Genomic DNA, 17,100 nt, shown 5'->3' on the forward strand with positions numbered 1-17,100 from the left:
TTCACCATGCACCTCACACGCGTCCTCATCTCCGCTGGTGTGCTGGCTGTCACAGGAGTCGTCCTCGCTCAAGGCACGGATGGAGGCACCGGTCCGAGTACCAGCACCGGCGTCGGCCTGTGCATCGACACCACGGGCACGGACAAGCAGCCGCCCTTCACCCGCGACGCAGGCATCCCCAGCGCCATCATCGTCACGGATGACGCTCCGCCCAAGCTGCGGCTCAACACCAACCTCAACGTGTTGGATCCGGAGCGCATCATCCTCCCCTTCGAGCAGGACATCGAAGGGCTCATCGTGGATGACCAGGCCGGCAACGGCGCGTCTCACACGCTCGGCTGGTTCTACTACGACGACCTCATCCGCCTGGGGTACGTGGACATCAAGGACCCCAACGACCCCAACGACGACGTGTTGGTGGATCGCAACGGCAACGGGGTGCCGGACTTCCACGAGGACCTCTACAACATCTCCGCGGGCCCCTCCGCGCGCGCCTATGTCGGCCGCGACGGTCCGCGCTGCCCCGGCCGCGCGGTGTTCAACCACGTCATCCAGGACGGCGGCACCCGCCAGTTCCGCGAGCCGGACCTGCTGACGGGCCCGTGCAACTCCAGCGGCAGCTACATGGCCAATCACGGCCCCACGCGATGGAACGCCGGCACGGGCTATCCCCCCCAGCCCACCACGGGCGGCATCGTGGGGCAGATCGTCAACGACTTCGCGGGCAGCCCGTACAACTTCCTCGACAGCAACGACAACCTCAACCCGTCCGCCATCCCCGACAAGGTGGACGGCTGGTTCAGTGACCGCGGCGCCTTCCCACACATCCCCAACCTGCTGGAGCCCGCCGACCCCGCCAATGACAACAAGGGCATTGGCCACCTCGTCTTCCTCGCCACTGACGACGACGACAACAAGTGCCCCCAATCCGGCACCGCCGAGTGTCTGGCCCCGCGCATCGCGTGGGACAAGAACGACGACCCCGGTGACGGCATCCCCGACTACAAGGCCAGCGCCTTCGACACCAATGGTCGCCTCAAGCCCGGGCGCAGCGCGGCCGAGCCCATCACCGAGGAGGACCGGCGGGTGAAGATGGGCCGCATCCAGGGCAACCGCGAGCTGGTCTTCTTCCTCGTTGTCTACGTGGAGCAGATCTACGGCGCGGCCACGGACTCGTGCTTCGCGACCCAGTACTTCCCGGATGGCGGCGCGCAGTGCAACCTCTGGATGCACGGGGACATCAACGTCTTCTTCTCCAAGACGTTGCTCAACATGGACCTGCACCAGAGCCTCAACACCACCACGGTGACGACGAAGACGCTGGGCTCGGGCTGGTTGAGCTCCACCGCGTACAACCGGCTGAAGCAGGATGGCGGCGCCTACGGCGGCATCACCTTCCCCGCGGGCCAGACGCAGAACGTGATGTCCTACAACCGCCGCGCGGCGCACACGCTCGTGGGCGCGCCGCGAAACAATCCGCTCGTCTGGATCCTGGGCTGGGAGGACCAGAACGCCGGTGGCAACCGGACGTACAACGACATCGTCATCCTCATCAACAAACAGAACAACGGCTCGTATCGCTCGGATGTCGTGTCGGACATCTCACTGGACGAGGCCCAGGACTACACCATCACCGAGGTCACCTTCGAGGTGGATGACCAGGCGTACTTCGTGGGCGATGGCGGGACAGCCAATGCCTGTCGCAGACAGGTGAGCTTCGCCGATGGCGGCGTGGGGCTGAGCCAACCCAAAATCACCTATCAGGTGGCGCTGGACTGCAAGGAGTGCACCGCCAACTGCGACACGTCCTCACCCACGTTCGTGATGAAGAACAACCCGTCGTGGGTGGACGTGCCCATGCCCGACCCGGACGGCGGCACGGCCGCGCGGCACGTGACGTCCGTGGTGAATGACTTCCTGGAGCGAGGCTTCACCGGCTCGCAGCTGTGCTGGCGGGCGGTGCTGGAGAGCCCGGGCGAGGCCTGCCAACCCACCATCAACGACGTCAACGTCTCCTACAAGGCGCAGAAGGCGGGCGAGTACGGGCGCGCGTCCATCACCCCGCTGGCCAACGCCGCCGTGTACGGCGTCTATGAGACGCCGGGCCGGACGTGGTTCAGCGCCACGGGTGTGAACCCCTCCGCGCGTGTCTTCGACGATGGCGGCGTGGACCTCGCGGACCGCGGCCACGTCCACCTCAAGTTGATGTACGACCCGGACGACCCCAACACGGGCTACAGCCCGTTCCAGCCGCAGTGGGACTCCGGCGAGAGGCTGAGCAACTGGACTCGCACCACCAGCGCCAGCAACCTGGATGCGCGCAAGCTCGTGTCCTGGGACCAGAACGCGCCCCAGCGCTGGCGCGCCACCGCGGACTACCTCCAGGACAGCACGAGCCCCGCGTTCCCCGGCAGCCTGTGCGGCATCGAGTCCGCGGGCGTCTACCAATACGACCTGAACCGCAAGAACGGCTGCGATGACGATGACCGGGCCACGCTGCGCAACTGGCTCTATGGCTGGGAATATAGAGACAGCACCACCGGCACATCGGGCACGCGACGCGCCTGGCCCATGGGCGGGGTGAACCTCTCCACCGCCGCCGTGGTGGGACCGCCTGGGATTCCCCCTTGGATGCTGAAGTCCTCGAACAACGAACTGGACCGCTTCGTGTCGCGATTCCAGAGCGACTCGCGCATCGCGCAGCGGCCCACGGTGGCCTACGTGGGCACCACCCAAGGCTACCTGCACGCGCTGGCCACGGGCCGCTACCGCGCGAACGACGACACCTGCACGAGCATCGTGGAGCACCAGGGCTACTTCGCCCGCTCGGGAGGGTGCACCAGCAGCCGCGACTACGGCACTGGCGACGAGGTGTTCGCCTACCTGCCCTACAAGCTGCTGCCCTTCTACGTGGAGAACTTCCGCCGACGCGGCGACGCCAGCATCGCGCGCGCCACCGTGGACGCCTCGCCCGCGGTGGCGGACGTGGACCTGGGACAGACGGGCGAGTACAGCGACACCACGGGCTACGTCGCGACCGCCGCCAATCAATGGCGCCTGGACACCACCACCCCCACGGCGGGCGCCAAGACCGTGCTGGCCAGCGCCACGGGCCCCAAGCAGAGCGTCCTCTTCGCCCTGGACATCAGCAACCCGAGCGACGCGAAGTTCCCCATGCCGCTGTGGGAGTTCGACATGCGGCGCGACCGCTTCCTCACCACGACCGGGCAGCCCTGCCTGCCCACGAACACGAGCACCAACTGCAAGAGCCTGCCCGACCTGTTCGTGGCCGCGGGGGCCGTGAAGCCAGACTCCACCGGCTCACGCCATGCCCCCACCATCGTGCGCATGGACTTCGGCCCGGGCGGCACGAAGTGGGTGGCCATCTTCGCCAGCGACTACCTGCCTGACGCGACCAACCCCACCACCGCCAACAGCGTGGGCACGGTCTATCTCATCGACCTGAAGACGGGCCTGCCCGTGCAGGTGCCCGGCGGCACCACCCGCTCGCGGCTCGCGGGCATCGTCACGCTGGGCAGCGCCGCGGATGCCAACGAAGGCATCGGCGGTGAGGTCGCCGCGGTGGACGCCAACGACGACGGCGTCTTCGATGTGCTCTACGTCCCCTCGACGTCCGGGAAGATCTACCGCATCAACACGAGCGACGTGGACGCCACGGGCCGGCCGCTGGGCAAGGTGCTCGCCTCGTGCGTCATCGCGAACGCGAAGACCGTCACGGACGTGCCCTCCGCGTGGCGGCCCTACCAGCGCATCTTCTCCAGCATCTCCGTGAAGATGGAGCGCGGCGGCAGCGGCAACGTGGCGCACATCTACTTCGGCACCGCCAACAGCCCGGACCTGGCCAACGAGCCCGAGGACCTGATGCCCCTCGCCTCCAAGCCGCACTACTACTTGATGGCCTTCAACGATCCGCGCCCGCTGTCCGCCACCTGCGGCGGCACGTATGCGTGGTCGCAAGAGCTGGCGGCGGGGCAACTCGTCTGGGGTGGCGTGGCGTCGAGCAGCGACAGCGTCTTCACCACCACGGCCTCGGGCAAGGCCGCCAACATCTGCAGCCTGAACGCGGAGGGAGGCAAGCTCTACGCCTACAGCGCCGCGGGCGTCGCGGCGCCGGGCAACGGCGCGTCACTCGGAGGACAGGGCGTGAACGCGCCCGTGCTCTACGACAACCACCTCATCATCCTCACGGCCGACTCGAAGGTCCGCGTGATGGGCGAGCAGGGCAAGTTCAACAACCCAGGCGGCGCGGGCCTGCAACGTCGCTCCAACATCCTCATCTGGGACGTGCGCTCCGGCTCGAAAATCCAGGAGGTCGTTCCGTGAGTCGCGCCCCGTTCACCGGCGCGCCCCGCGGCGTCACGCTGCTGGAGACCATGGCCACCGCCGTGGTGCTGCTCGTGGGCATGTTGGCGGTCATGGCCGCGCTGCTGGCCGCCTCCAAGCAGAACCGCCGCAACCTCATCCAGACGCAGGCGACCCACGTCGCCGAGCAGGAGCTGGAGCGCATCGCGGGGATTCGGTGCGACAACGTCGACCGGGCCGACCCCTGCGCGAACATCAAGATGATGGACCAGACCCAGCGCAAGGTGTTCTGGAGCGCCAACGGCGAGCCCTCGGACAGCCCCCCTCCTCCGGGTGCGCCGCCGCAGCTCGAGTACGACGTCGCCATCGACGTGGATCCCCCCTTCGAAGGCAGCGAACTGGGCGCGCCCAGCCTCACGCGCGTCGAGGCCACCGTGCCCCTGACCAACGTGCTCAACGTGCGCGTCACCGTGAGCTGGGAGCTGCCCGGCGCGGAGCGACGCGCCGTGGCCCTGCAGACGCGGGTGGCCCCATGAACCATCGCCGCCACGCACACGGGTTCTCGCTCATCGAGCTGCTCATCGCCTCCGCCATCGCCATCGCGCTCATCTCCGCCGCCATCTCCGTGGGCTTGCAGTTGCAACGCCGTGGCGTCTTGGAGGAGCGGACGATGGAGACCCAGAACGCGGCCCGCGCCGCGCGGGACCTCTTCGCCTTCGGCGTCCAGCGAGCAGGGGCAGGCGCGGGCTCGTCGCCGCTCGCCATTGGCAACACGCCCGCGAGCCGGCCGGACCTGCGCTACCCGGTCTGGGTGACGACGCAGCCGGACTTCGCCACGGACCCTTCGTTCGCCCTGCCGTCCGGGCCCTATCAAGACCTGCGCTCGGATGTGCTCCGCATCTGGGAGACGGATCCCGGCAACATGCTCCGCCTCGTGGCGTGCCAGAGCGGGACGTTCGCGTGGACGGGCAATCGGCTGTGCACGCAGACCCGTCCCCCCGAGGGGCTCAAGAACCTGTTGGTGGCCGTCGTCGCGCCGCATGGCGCCGGAGGCAAACGGCCCATCGCGTGCGTCGGGATGCTGGGCAGCACGTTCGACCAGACCATCAACCCGCCGCTGGACAGCGAATACTCCGTGGACTTCTCGCCCGGCGTCCCGGGGCTGCCCGCCCTCGCCTCGACGCATGAGTGTGGCGCGCCTCCGGTCGCGAGCGGCCTGGACGGAGGCGGAGGCGTCCCGCTCCAGCTCTGGGATGCGCCAGACCTGTACGTCATGCCCATCACCGCGCGCGACTTCCGCGTGAACTGGAAGGGCGGCGCCCCCGCGCTGGAGATGGACTCCGATGGCTTCATCCCCGATGCGGGCTTCGCGGTGGTGTCGCGAGACATCGAGCGGCTCCAGGTCTTCCTCGGCGTCGTCCCCACGGACCAATCGGATGCGGGGGTGCTCCTCTTCCCCGATGCGGTCACGGGGCGGCCCGCGCTCGACACCTGCACCTTCAGCTCCTGCTCGCCCTTCATCACGTGGGACGCCGGGACAGTCGTCTCGGCGGATGAGGGGCCGGACACGCCTCGCGACAAGCTGATGCAGCGCGTGCGGCTGGTGGAGCTGCGCATCACCGCGCGCTCGGCGCGACTGGACCGGCTGGCGGACCTGGCCACCGATGGAGGGCTCGACGATGACGGCAACATCCAGGACGGCTACAAGCGGCGACACTCCGTCATCCGCCTGTCACCGAGGAACTTCGGCTATGCAGGCCAATGACAGACACGCGCGCCGGCCGCGCTCGGGCATGAGCCTGCTGGAGCTGATGGTGACCTTGGCCATCCTGACTGTCTTTGTCTCCCTGAGCGTCGCGGGCTTCCAGGGGATGACGGAGCGGCAGCGCGTGGGAGGCGCGCAGCGGGAGATCCTCCTGATGATGCAGGAGGCCCGGCAGCAGGCCCGCGCCTCGCTCCAGCCGGTGCGACTGACCCAGTGGACCGCCGATGAGGACGGCCGCCCCGTCACCCGCATCCGCTGGGAGCGACTGCCGTGCGACAACAGCTGGGGCACCACCTGCCCCCGCGTGGAGTGCGCCACCAATGCCTGCGGCGTGGGGGCGTGCGACTGCGGTCCGGGAGTGGGGCAGCCGGTGCTCCTCCCCCGAGGACTGGAGGCCAGCTCGCTCGACCGCCTCTGCTGGTTGGGGGACTCGGCCCGGCCGGTGGCGCCGCAGGGCACCACCGTCTGTGTCGAGGCCTCCACTCCGCCCGTCCTGGGCAGCCTGGTGCTGCGTCGCGACGGCGTGCCCGACCAGGTCATGGACGTGGACGGACTGACGGGGACGGTCCGAGTGGTCGACTGCACCCAGCTCCCCAACTCGCCCGGCTGCTCATAGGACGACGCAGGGGCCCCGTCGCCGTATAGTCACCGAATCCCGAGCGACCTGGGTCGCTCCCTTCCGGAGACGGTGAATGAAGACGCGGGTTGCCCTCGTGCTGGCCCTGTCGCTGGCTGCCACTGCCCACGCCGAGAACGCGGCGGAGGTGTGGACGGCCAAGTGCAAGTCCTGCCACGGCGAAGACGGCAAGGCGCACACGACCCTGGGCAAGAAGGAGTCCATCGTCGACATGAGCCAGCCTGCCTGGCAGAAGGCCGAGACCGACGCCGATATCCGCGAGGTGATTGCGGATGGCTCCTCGCGCAACTCCAAGATGAAGGCTTACAAGGACAAGCTCACGCCGGCGCAGATTGACGCGCTGGTGGGATACATCCGCACCTTCCAGAGCAAGTAGGGCGATCCTGAATAAGCCCCGCGCGCCAGCGTCCGGGGAACGGAGAATCGGAGCCGCCCATGAAGAACCTCACTGTCGCCCTCGTGTTCGTGCTGTCCCTGGTCAGCCTGTTCGCCACCGTGCGAGCAGAGGCACTGTCCACGCCGCGCATCGAGAAGGGCCTGTCGCGCCCCGAACCCCTGCTCGCCGCGAAGCCCAAGGGCGGAGACGGCAAGGGCGGTGGGAAGGGGGGCGGCAAGGGCGGCAATGGGGACGACAAGGGCGGCAAGGACAACGAGGAGGACGAAGAGGAGTACCGCCGGCAGTACCAGGGGCTCAGCCAGAGCGCCGCGCTGGAGCTGGTGGACCCGGGCGCCCTCGACGACCTCCTCCGCCTCCAGGCCCGCGTCCGCCGAGGCCGCTGAGCACCGCGGCCGACCCGCCCGTGAGTCTCACCAGACCTACTGTGAGTGCGTCTTGGATGGGTCCGCAAAAAGTAGGGGGCTCGCAAACTTTGCGAGGGGCGGCAGTGTTCTCCCGGCAACAGCAGGCCATACTCTAAGTGATTTCCGCAGATTAGGGTAGACGACTGTCGGCATGCGGATTGCCCGCTTGTCGACGTATGCAGCCTTCAAGAGATAGGACGCGGGGGGACCGCGGTCACCGGAGACATCACTCCGCAGCGCAGCGTCGGACCGGGGGCTTTGCCCTCATCGTGGCGCTGGGGGTCGTGGCGGTCGTCACCCTCGCGGTGATGCTCAGCTTCAGCGTGGTCGGGCGAGAGTCCGATGCGCAGGCGGATGCCCGGCGGAAGAAGGAAGCCTTCTTCGCGGCGGAGGCGGGGCTGGCCGAGGGGCGCGAGGTGATGCGCCTGCGGCTCGGCGATAGCGACCTGACCTACAACCAGGCCATCGCGGCCCTCGGCGCACCCATCTCCGAGCCTGGCCTCGGCTCGCCGGGGCGCCCCTGGTTCGAGGTCCTCCCCGGCCCTGGCGCGGACCGCTGGAACTACTACCCGCTCACGCCCGGGACCATGGATCCCACCGAGCTGGCCAGCGGCACGGGCACCCGGGTGGCCAACCAGCCTTACGAGGACTACCCCACGCAGAGCAGCACGCGCTACCGCGTCTTCCTGCGAGACGACGACGACGGCGACAGCAACTTCGCCTCGGACACCAACCGACAGGTCTGGCTCGTCGCCGTGGGCGAGGTGGTCAATCCGCAGGGGCGCCCCACCCGAGCCATCGTGCAAGCCCTGGTCACCAACGGGAATGCCCAGACCATGAATGGCCCTGGGTGCGTCAACCGCGGGTGCGGCCCCGACAACAATTTCAATAACAATCAAGATCAGGAATCGCCCACCAACCTGGGCAACGTCAAAACCATTCCGTAGGCGCGGAAAGCCACTCATGATTCGCATGAAACTCATGTCGCTGCCCCTGATGCTCCTACCGTGTCTGGCGGGCGCGACGGACTCCGGCGAGACGCTCTTCAACAAAGCCTGCTCGCATTGTCATACGGCCCGGCGCCCCGAGAAGGAGGCCAAGGCCCAGCCCACGCTGGCACGCGACAGCAAGGCCATCCCCACCATGGACCTGGCCATCCAGAATCGCTCGGCGGAGCAGCTTCGCACCTGGGTTCAAGCGCCGCACAAGGTGAATGCGAAGACGGGCTGCGACACGCGGCAACTGCGCGCCGAGGACATGGACGCGCTGATGGGCTACCTGTCCACGCTCGCCGTGCCGCTCGAGCTGCCGCGCGACGAGATGTTGCGCCAGCAGCTGCAAGAGAAGCTCAAGGCCCAGCGCGCCCGCCAGCAAGCCAACACCCACCAGCCCAACTCCTCCCCGGGGGGGAAGTGATGCGCACCTTCGTCCGAGCCCTCGCGGCCCTTACCTGGCTCGTGCTGCCCGCGAGCGGGTACGCGGCCCCCGCCAAGCTGTGTCAGGACGATCTCTCACAGGATCGCCAGCCGAACTTCAACGCCGGCGATGGCAGTCTTCAGATCGCCAATCAGACCATCCTGGTCACGGGAGACTCTCCGCCGCGCCTGCAGCTCAACACGAACCTCGCGCGCCTGGACCCTGAGCACATCTACTTCCCGTTCGATCAGCACGTCACCATCAGCTACGTGTATGAGTCCGCCGGCGCCTCACACGCGCTGGGCTACATGTACCTGGATGACCTGAAGGCCCGCGGCTACCTGGATGCCACCGGCAACCTCGCGGACACGAACAACAACGGCATCCTCGACTTGCACGAGGACCTGTTCAACCTCGCACCGCCATCCGGAAACGACATCCGTCCGTATATCGGTAGCGCACGGCGCTGCACGGGCAAGGTCTTCACCTCGGGAGGAAAGACATACACCCAGCCCGAGCTGGCCATGAAGGACTGCAATTCGGGCGTCTTCGAGCGCAAGCCACTGTCCGACGCGCGCCCCGGCCATGTCACGGAAGACATTGACGTGGATATCTTTGGCATGTCGGAGAGCGAATCCTACTCCGCGAGCGACTCCGAGTTCTCGGACAACGGGCTGTTCCCACACATCCCCAACCTGCTGGAGCCTGCCTCCGTGGCGAACGGCGGCAAGGGCCTGGGGAAGATGGTCTTCCTCCTCGCCGACGACGACGGGGACAGGACCACCTACAACAACCTCTCGCCCGTCGCGGACTCGGACGACACCGACAACGGCATTCCGGACTACGACGTCTCCAAGTACGACTCCAGCGGCCTGGTGCGGAACACCAACCAGGATCCCGGCATCACGGAGTTCGATCGCACGGTGGACCTGGGGCAGATCCAGGGAGGGAAGGAGATCGTCTTCTTCCTGGTCGTCTACTACGCGCCCCGCCACAACCTGGATGATGGCAAGGACTTCCCCTGCCTGAAGCGAGACCCGGCGGACGGCAAGTGCCTGCTCCACTTGAAGACGCCCATCTCCGTCTTCTTCTCCAAGGCCGCGTGGAACCTGGACCAGAACTTCGTCCCGGGGCGGGTCACGGAGCGCAACATCGGGTGCTCGTATGACGACCGCTGCGTCCCCGACATCCCTGCCCGCGTGACCTCGTACGGATGCCCGACGGTGAACCCCCCGGGCCCCAAGGTGTGTGGATGGCTGGCCGGCCCGAAGTCGGACCTGGGCTCCACGCTGGGCCGCCTGAAGAACCTGGCGGTCTACGGCAACCTGGACATGCCCATGGAGAAGGCCACGCTCGCGCGGCCGCCGCCTCCCTCCAGTGGCGTGGACATGAACTACATGCCTCACGTCATCGTGGGCGCGCCGTCCACGGACCCCTTCCGCTGGATCCTCGGCTTCGAGGACCTCAGCGGCGGCGGTGACCGCGACTTCAACGACGTGGTGTTCGTGGTCAACAAGGAGAACGGGGGTGGCCTGCGCTCCGCGACCGTGTCTGGAGACATCTCGCCCGACATCGCCGACGACTTCACCATCACCAAGGTGCGCTTCAAGCGCCAGGATGACTTCGCTCCGGCGCCGCGCACCTGCTCGGGTGGCGCTCCGTGCTGGACCGAGGAGGTCGCCGGTGCCTGCACGCCGCCCAGCGGCGTCCGTCCCTCCATCCAATACTCGGTGGCGGTGGACTGCCGTGTCTGCAGCAACGGCACCTGCACCCCGAACGCCAACCCGCAGTGGATCCCGGTGGTCTTCGACCCGGCCCCGAACAATCAAGTGAAGGAGTTGGACATCCAGGCGCTCGGCTTCACCGGCTCCCAGCTCTGCTGGAAGGTGGACATCAGCAGCCCCAACGAGCGCTGCCGCCCCGTCATCGACAACATCGACGTGGGCTATCAGGCCGTCCGCTCCGGCAACTACGCGCGCGCCTCACCCTCCACCCTCGGCAATGCCGTGGTCTGGGGCGTCAACGAGACCCCCGGCAGGAGCTGGGGCCAGAACTGGCCCACCTCGGGCGTGCCCGCCGCGGGCACTCGTCTGTACGACGGGAGCAAGGACTTCACGCCCCGAGGCCACCTGTACCTTCAGTCACTCTACGACCCCGAGAACACGGATGTGACGCACACCGTCCAGCGCTGGGAGGCAGGCCGGGTGATGGCGCTGTCGCTCGCGGGCAGCGGTGACCCCTCGGGGCGCAAGCTCTACACCATCGACGGCGCCAACACGCGCATCAACCTCACCCAGGTGGATTCGGGGGGCAGCGCGGCCACCAACCCGCTCTTCCCCGATTCGCTCTGCGACACCCTCGTCAACGGTCGGCGCGCCTACGACCTCAACGCTGACGGCTTGTGCCGCACGCCCAGCGGCACCACGGCCGACAAGAAGAGCACCTCGGACGACCAGAACGACCGCAAGGCCCTCATCGACTGGCTGTATGGCTGGGAAGACCGCTACGACGTCAGCCCCACCAGCGCCGCGAAGCGGCCGTGGCCCTTTGGCGGAATCAACCTCTCCACCGTGGCGCTCGCGGTCCCGCCCTTCTACGACACGTGGTACCAGAACGCGCGCCCCGCCGAACGCGACCTGTATCGCCGGAACTTCGCGGAGCCGCTCAAGGAGCGGCCGACCATTGCCTACGTGGGCACGATGAATGGCGTCTTCCACGCCTTCAACTCGGGCGACTTCCGCGGAGAGAAGCGAGACACCTGTGCCGACAAGGAGCAGCAACGCGGCTTCTTCCGTCCCACCGGCACCTGCCAGACGACCACCCCCTACACCAACCGCGCCTACGGCACCGGTGAGGAGAAGTTCGCCTACCTGCCGCGCATGCTGCTGGACCGGTATCGGAACAACTATGTGCAGTTCCCCGGCTCGTCGAGCCTGCCGCGCCCACAGGTGGATGCGTCCGCCGCCATCGCGAACGTGGACCTGGGCATCTCGAACAAGCCCGCCTGGACTCCTGAAAACACCGCCTCACGGAGCACGGGCGCCAAGACGGTCCTCGTCTCCGCGACGGGCAAGAACAGCCCCGTGGTCTTCTCCCTGGACATCACCAATCCCACGGACTCGTGGTACCCGCTGCCCATGTGGGAGTTCAGCCTCGCGGATGCGACGGTGAACGCCGCCTTCAGCACCGCGCGCGCCACCTCGTCGGCGGTGAAGCTGCCGGACAACACGGGGTCTCGCCACGCGCCGTCCGTGGGCCGGCTCGCGTGGGGCCCCACGGATTCTGTCTGGGCGGCGGTGGTCGGCACCGACTATGTGCCCACCTTGGGACGCGCGGGCTCCGTCTTCCTCATCGACATGAAGACCGGGCGCCCCCTCAACTTCGGCTCCACCAGCCAGGGCACCAACGCGGGCGTCATCACGCTGGACCTCAACTCCGGCGTGGCCGCGGAGTCCGCTCTGATGGACCTGGACCAGGATGGCACCTACGACGTCATCTACGTGCCCACCACGGCCGGCCATGTCTACCGCATCAACCTGCGCAAGGTGGACACCAACGCCATTCTGGGCACCAAGGTCCAGACCTGCCTCGTGGCGGATGCCCCGCTGGCCGCGGCGTCGGACTCCAACGCCGCGCAGAACCAGGACCAGAGCTACCAGCAGCTCTACTCGAACCTCGCGGTGAAGCTCGTGCCGGGCCCCAACGGTCCCGCGGTGCGCTTCTTCTTCGGCACGGGCGACAACCCGGACGAGTTCTCCGACGGACCCGCCGACAAGAGCCACTACCGCTACCATCTGTTCGGCTATGAGGACCAGAACCCCACCGGCACCGGTGGCTGTGCGGCCAATCCGCTCACCCCCATGTGGGTGGCTCCGCTCGACGAAGGTCAGGCGGTCTGGGGCGGCGTGGCCATCAACCAGAAGGACGTCTTCGCCACCACCGCGGTGGGCAAGGCCGCGGACGTCTGCAACCTGAGCGACACGGAGAGCGGCAAGTATTACGTCGCGGCCCAGGTTCCAACCGCGGGCACCACGCCGAGCGCAACCGGGACCTCACTGGACGGCCATGGCGTCAATGCGCCCATCGTCCACGACAACCATCTCTTCATCCTCACCGCGACAGGCTCCATGCAGATTCGCGGCGAAGAGAAGTGGAACAACGGCAAGTCCGCGAATGGCGCCACCCGGTCACGTATCCTCCTGTGGGAGCCGGTTCCGGACGGAAAGCTGCCGCAATGACATCCCTGCATAGACACGCGCCCCGAGGCGCGACCCTGTTGGAGGTCATGGCCACCATGGCGGTGCTGCTGCTCGGCATCGCGGCGGCCATGACCGTGGTGGCGGCGACCAGCCGCTCCAACCGGCGCACGCTCACGGCCATCCAGGCGCAGCTCATCGCCGAGCAGTACCTGGAGAACATCACGGCGCAGGGCTGCAACCCCGTGCCCCCGGCGTGCAGCAACCTGGCGGCCTGGGACCGGCGGCGCGATCTCGTGTACCAGACCGCCGGGGGGCAGCTCACCACCACGGCGCCTGGCCCGGGCGTCACGGCGCGCCAGTACGAGGTCTCCGTGGATGTCGATGGTCCCACGCTGACCGGCTCCATCGAGAACGGCTCGCAGGGTGAGCCGTCCATCTCCCGCCCGCTGGTGGGAACCAACACGGGCAACCTCGTCAACGTCCGCGTGTCGGTGAGCTGGGAAGAACTCGGCTCGAGGAACGGCCGACAGGTCGTCGTCGTCCAGACTCGGATGGCCCCATGATGCGCCGCATTGGGAAGTCCCGGGGCTTCACCCTGCTGGAGGTCATGGTCGCCGCGGGTCTGGCCGTCATCGTGCTCGCGACGGGCCTCGCCGTGGGAATGCAGATGCAGCGGCGCGCCATCTTCGAGGAGCAGACGATGATGGCCCAGGTCACCGGCAAGGCCGTCAAGGACCTGCTGACCACCGACATCGAGCGCGCCGGTCTGGGCATGGGCAACTCCCCCACGTCCTTCGGGCAGAACGACCAACGCGTCGCGCTCAGCGCGTGGACGGAGCCCAACCTGAAAACCACCGTCGCGCAGCCCTCGCTGATGGCGGATATGGGGTTCAGTCTGCCTTCGGGCATCTACGCGAACATGAGGTCGGACGCGCTCCAGCTCTTCTGGGGAGACACGCAGTCCATGATCACGCTCGCGCCTTGCACGGGAATCCCCTCCGTTCGCGAAGGCGGCTCGGACAACTACTGCACCGGCCCCAATCCTCCCATGGATCTACAGCCACCCACGGGGCAGATGACGCCCGCGCTGGTGGTGAACCCATTTCAAACAGGCATCCCCCCACTGCCCGCCTGCCAGATTCTCATTTCCTCCATCAACAGCTCCAGCCAGAAGGTCAACGCGAACCCTGGCACCAATAGCGATACAAACGACGCCTGCTCGTCCACGAACGACGGACGCAACAAGCTCGACTGGAGGCAGACCGGCTGGCGCATCATGCGGACCCTGGGCGCAGCGTACCGTGTGAACTGGGTATCGGCGGGGACGGAGCCGCAGCTCGAGTACCTGCCTCCTGGACCCGCGACCTCGTGGCAGGTGGTGAGCCGCGACGTGGAGCGGATGAAGGTGCGCATGGGCGTCATGGACCTCATCAGCCCCAACGCCGACCTGCGGTGGTTCCCCGACGCCGCCGCGGGCCGTCCGGCCATTGATGCCTGCACGATCGCCAAGATGAGCAGTGGGGAGTGCAGCCTCGACTCGCCCCCTGCCAGTGGAGGGCCGCTGCTTCCCCTCCCGACCACGGACGCCGGGCTCGTCTTGCAGCTGCGCGAGCGCGTGCGCGAGGTGGAGATTACGTTGACCATCCGCACGCGCCGGGCTGACCGAGACGCCGTGGACCTCACCGCCGTGGACGAAGAGGGCATGGTGAAGGACGGCTACAAGCGGCGCACGTTCACGTTCCGGGTGACGCCTCGCAACTTCGCGGCCACCGGACTCCTGCCTCCGATTGGACCCTGACCATGAAGTCCGTGCGTGGAATGACGTTGCTGGAAATCATGGTCGCCGTGGCAATCCTCGGCATCCTCACCAGCGTGGCGGTGGTGAACTTCCAGACGCAGCTCATCAACCAGCGCGAGAACGAGGCGACGCGCTCGCTCTGGTCCTCCGCGCTGGCGGCTCGGCAACGCGCCATCGCCACCAATCAGCCGGTGCGCATCGTGGTGGAGAACAACGTCGCGCAGGCGGACGGCAGCCAGCGCACCGTGGCGCGCTGGGAGCGGCTCGCGTGTGGCAACACCTGGGACAACGGCACGTGCCCCATGGCCGCGTGCCTGAGCACCACCTGCCGCACCAACGCCACCTGCTGTAACGAGGTGGGGCAGGACATCGTGCTGCCGCGCACCATGACGGCCACGGAGCTCAACGGCCTGTGCTTCCTGCCGGGCACGGGGCGCGCGGTGACCAACATGGCCTGCCCGCAGAACGCCGCCATCGGCCCCATCACCGCGCGGTTCCTCTTCTCGTCGAACCGGGCTCGGTCCGTGCTGTCCGTGGAGCCGCTCACCGGCCTGTCCAACGTGCTGGACTGCGATTCCCAGTACGTCGCGACGCACCCCGAGACCGCCTGCACCACGCCGTGAGCGGTGCGTCCCGCGAGCGCCTTCACGCGCCTCGCGGGAAGGTCACCACCCCCGCGGGCCGAGCCACCCGAGGCAGCGTGACGCTGAAGCACGTCCCGTGCTCCTGGGACGAGGCCACGTCCACGCGCCCGCCGTGCGCCTGGACAATCTGGGACACGATGTAGAGCCCCAGCCCCAGGCCCCCGCGCACCGGGTGCGGTTGGCCGGGCTCGGCCCCTCCCTTGCGGAAGGGCTCGAACAGCGACGGCAGCAGCGACTCGGGGATGGGCGGCCCCATGTTGTGCACCACCATCCGCTGGAAGAGCGTGTCACTCGACTCGAGCGACACGCGGACGCGCGAGCCTTCCACGCTGTGCTGGAGCGCGTTGCCCACCAGGTTGGAGAGCACCTGGGCCAGGCGCTCCTCGTCCCAGATGCCGCGACACTCGCCCCGCACCTGGAGATCCACGCCCCGCTCGGGGTGCGCGGGCTCCAGCTCCGCGATGATGCGCCGGCACACGTCCTCCAGACACATCTCGGTGGGACGCAGCGGGATGCCTCCGGCCATGCGCGCGCGGGTGAAGTCGAGCAGCTGTTTCACCAGCCGCGCCATGCGCTCGGCGCTCCCGTCGATTCGCTGCACGCCTCGACGCACCTCGGGCGGGAGCGAGGCCCGCGCCAGGAGCGCCGCGGCGGACAGGCGCACCGCGGCCAGGGGATTGCCCAGGTCGTGCCCCAGCACGCCGATGAAGCGCTCCTGATAGCGCGCCTCCTGCTCGCGCTCCTCCTCCTGACGGCGACGCGCGGTGACGTCCCGGCTGATGCCGAACAGGCCATACACGGTGCCATCGCGCCGTCGCAGGACGCCCTTCGTGGTCTGCCACACGCGACCGCTGCCAGGGCCGCCCTCGGAGTTCTCGTAGGTGGCCGTGCGCGCGGACGCGAGCACCGCCGCGTCATGCTCGCACGCGTCCCGGGCCTGCGCCTCGCCGAGCAGGTCCTCGTCCGTGCGGCCGAGAATCTCCTGGGCGGGGCGCTCGAAGGCGCGCGCCGTGGCGCCATTGATGAGCACGTAGCGCCCATCCAGGCCCTTCACGTAGATGGCGTCCGTGGCGCTCTCGATGACGGCGTGCAAAAGCGCGTGGTCCCGCCGCAGGGCCTCCTCCGAGGCCATCCGCTCCGTGAGGTCCTCCAGGAAGACCACCACGCCATCCTTGCCGGGCGCCACGCGGGCCTGAAGCCACACCGTGCCCACGGGTGACTGGCGAGACAGCCGCAAGGACTCGGGCGCGCCTCGCACCGCCACGCGCACGCAGGCGGAGAACAGGCCACACTCGCGGACCCAGGGCACCTCCGCCGCGAGTCGCCGGCGCAACAGGGGCGCGTCCTCGCGGCCCAGCCACGCCTCGGCGTAGGTGTTGGCGGAGACGCACTCGAAGTCGAAGATGCCGCCCTCGGGAGACCACAAGCTCCGCAGGACGACCACCGCCTCCGAGGCCACGGGCTCGTGCCACGTCTCCGGACGAGCGATGTTTCCACGACCGGAATGCATGGTTGGC

At 68.1% G+C, this 17,100-nt stretch carries 13 protein-coding genes; 12 read left to right on the forward strand and 1 reads right to left on the reverse strand.

All coding sequences use genetic code 11. From position 1 onward, the window contains the following. The first annotated feature begins 6 nt into the window (after positions 1 to 6). From KRR26_RS12075 to KRR26_RS12130, 12 genes are all read left to right on the forward strand, one after another. Positions 7 to 4,344, forward strand: a complete 4,338-nt coding sequence (locus KRR26_RS12075) for a pilus assembly protein (protein WP_217079870.1) — start codon at positions 7 to 9, stop codon at positions 4,342 to 4,344. After that, positions 4,341 to 4,859, forward strand: coding sequence for a type IV pilus modification PilV family protein (locus tag KRR26_RS12080; RefSeq protein ID WP_233577404.1), 519 nt, complete (start codon positions 4,341 to 4,343; stop codon positions 4,857 to 4,859). Before KRR26_RS12075 ends, KRR26_RS12080 begins: the two co-directional genes overlap by 4 nt. Then, positions 4,856 to 6,088 (forward strand): prepilin-type N-terminal cleavage/methylation domain-containing protein, encoded by a 1,233-nt coding sequence (locus KRR26_RS12085; protein WP_120209603.1) that lies wholly within the window; start codon positions 4,856 to 4,858, stop codon positions 6,086 to 6,088. Before KRR26_RS12080 ends, KRR26_RS12085 begins: the two co-directional genes overlap by 4 nt. Continuing rightward, the gene (locus tag KRR26_RS12090; protein WP_120209602.1) at positions 6,075 to 6,704 is read left to right on the forward strand and encodes a pilus assembly FimT family protein; all 630 of its coding nucleotides are present in this window, start codon (positions 6,075 to 6,077) and stop codon (positions 6,702 to 6,704) included. Before KRR26_RS12085 ends, KRR26_RS12090 begins: the two co-directional genes overlap by 14 nt. Before the next feature lie 76 nt (positions 6,705 to 6,780). Next, positions 6,781 to 7,101: a c-type cytochrome gene (locus KRR26_RS12095; RefSeq protein WP_120209601.1), complete on the forward strand. Its 321-nt coding sequence runs from the start codon at positions 6,781 to 6,783 to the stop codon at positions 7,099 to 7,101. Between the two features lie 59 nt (positions 7,102 to 7,160). Then, positions 7,161 to 7,505, forward strand: a complete 345-nt coding sequence (locus KRR26_RS12100) for a hypothetical protein (protein WP_120209600.1) — start codon at positions 7,161 to 7,163, stop codon at positions 7,503 to 7,505. A gap of 305 nt (positions 7,506 to 7,810) precedes the next feature. Beyond that, positions 7,811 to 8,473, forward strand: a complete 663-nt coding sequence (locus tag KRR26_RS12105) for a hypothetical protein (protein WP_328707114.1) — start codon at positions 7,811 to 7,813, stop codon at positions 8,471 to 8,473. A gap of 16 nt (positions 8,474 to 8,489) precedes the next feature. Then, complete coding sequence (locus KRR26_RS12110; protein WP_158611562.1) at positions 8,490 to 8,942, forward strand: c-type cytochrome; 453 nt, start codon at positions 8,490 to 8,492, stop codon at positions 8,940 to 8,942. Then, positions 8,942 to 13,180: a DUF4114 domain-containing protein gene (locus KRR26_RS12115; RefSeq protein WP_217079872.1), complete on the forward strand. Its 4,239-nt coding sequence runs from the start codon at positions 8,942 to 8,944 to the stop codon at positions 13,178 to 13,180. The genes KRR26_RS12110 and KRR26_RS12115 overlap by 1 nt, the downstream gene beginning before the upstream one ends. After that, complete coding sequence (locus tag KRR26_RS12120) at positions 13,177 to 13,704, forward strand: type IV pilus modification PilV family protein (protein WP_217079873.1); 528 nt, start codon at positions 13,177 to 13,179, stop codon at positions 13,702 to 13,704. Before KRR26_RS12115 ends, KRR26_RS12120 begins: the two co-directional genes overlap by 4 nt. Further along, positions 13,701 to 14,939, forward strand: coding sequence for a PilW family protein (locus KRR26_RS12125; protein ID WP_217079874.1), 1,239 nt, complete (start codon positions 13,701 to 13,703; stop codon positions 14,937 to 14,939). Before KRR26_RS12120 ends, KRR26_RS12125 begins: the two co-directional genes overlap by 4 nt. A gap of 2 nt (positions 14,940 to 14,941) precedes the next feature. Then, entirely contained in the window at positions 14,942 to 15,562 is a 621-nt protein-coding gene (locus KRR26_RS12130; RefSeq protein WP_120209595.1) for a pilus assembly FimT family protein, read from the forward strand. 22 nt (positions 15,563 to 15,584) lie between these two features. Here KRR26_RS12130 and KRR26_RS12135 read toward each other — a convergent pair whose 3' ends face one another. Beyond that, positions 15,585 to 17,093: a PAS domain-containing sensor histidine kinase gene (locus tag KRR26_RS12135; protein ID WP_233577402.1), complete on the reverse strand. Its 1,509-nt coding sequence runs from the start codon at positions 17,091 to 17,093 to the stop codon at positions 15,585 to 15,587. Between the last annotated feature and the right edge of the window lie 7 nt (positions 17,094 to 17,100).

This window comes from Citreicoccus inhibens, assembly GCF_019039035.1.
Lineage (GTDB): Bacteria > Myxococcota > Myxococcia > Myxococcales > Myxococcaceae > Citreicoccus > Citreicoccus inhibens.

Coding starts and splice junctions, on each gene's coding strand:
- KRR26_RS12115 (WP_217079872.1), top strand. CDS start 8,942: ATGCGCACCTTCGTCCGAGCCCTCGCGGCCCTTACCTGGCTCGTGCTG.
- KRR26_RS12090 (WP_120209602.1), top strand. CDS start 6,075: ATGCAGGCCAATGACAGACACGCGCGCCGGCCGCGCTCGGGCATGAGC.
- KRR26_RS12085 (WP_120209603.1), top strand. CDS start 4,856: ATGAACCATCGCCGCCACGCACACGGGTTCTCGCTCATCGAGCTGCTC.
- KRR26_RS12130 (WP_120209595.1), top strand. CDS start 14,942: ATGAAGTCCGTGCGTGGAATGACGTTGCTGGAAATCATGGTCGCCGTG.
- KRR26_RS12095 (WP_120209601.1), top strand. CDS start 6,781: ATGAAGACGCGGGTTGCCCTCGTGCTGGCCCTGTCGCTGGCTGCCACT.
- KRR26_RS12075 (WP_217079870.1), top strand. CDS start 7: ATGCACCTCACACGCGTCCTCATCTCCGCTGGTGTGCTGGCTGTCACA.
- KRR26_RS12100 (WP_120209600.1), top strand. CDS start 7,161: ATGAAGAACCTCACTGTCGCCCTCGTGTTCGTGCTGTCCCTGGTCAGC.
- KRR26_RS12120 (WP_217079873.1), top strand. CDS start 13,177: ATGACATCCCTGCATAGACACGCGCCCCGAGGCGCGACCCTGTTGGAG.
- KRR26_RS12125 (WP_217079874.1), top strand. CDS start 13,701: ATGATGCGCCGCATTGGGAAGTCCCGGGGCTTCACCCTGCTGGAGGTC.
- KRR26_RS12135 (WP_233577402.1), bottom strand. CDS start 17,093: ATGCATTCCGGTCGTGGAAACATCGCTCGTCCGGAGACGTGGCACGAG.
- KRR26_RS12110 (WP_158611562.1), top strand. CDS start 8,490: ATGATTCGCATGAAACTCATGTCGCTGCCCCTGATGCTCCTACCGTGT.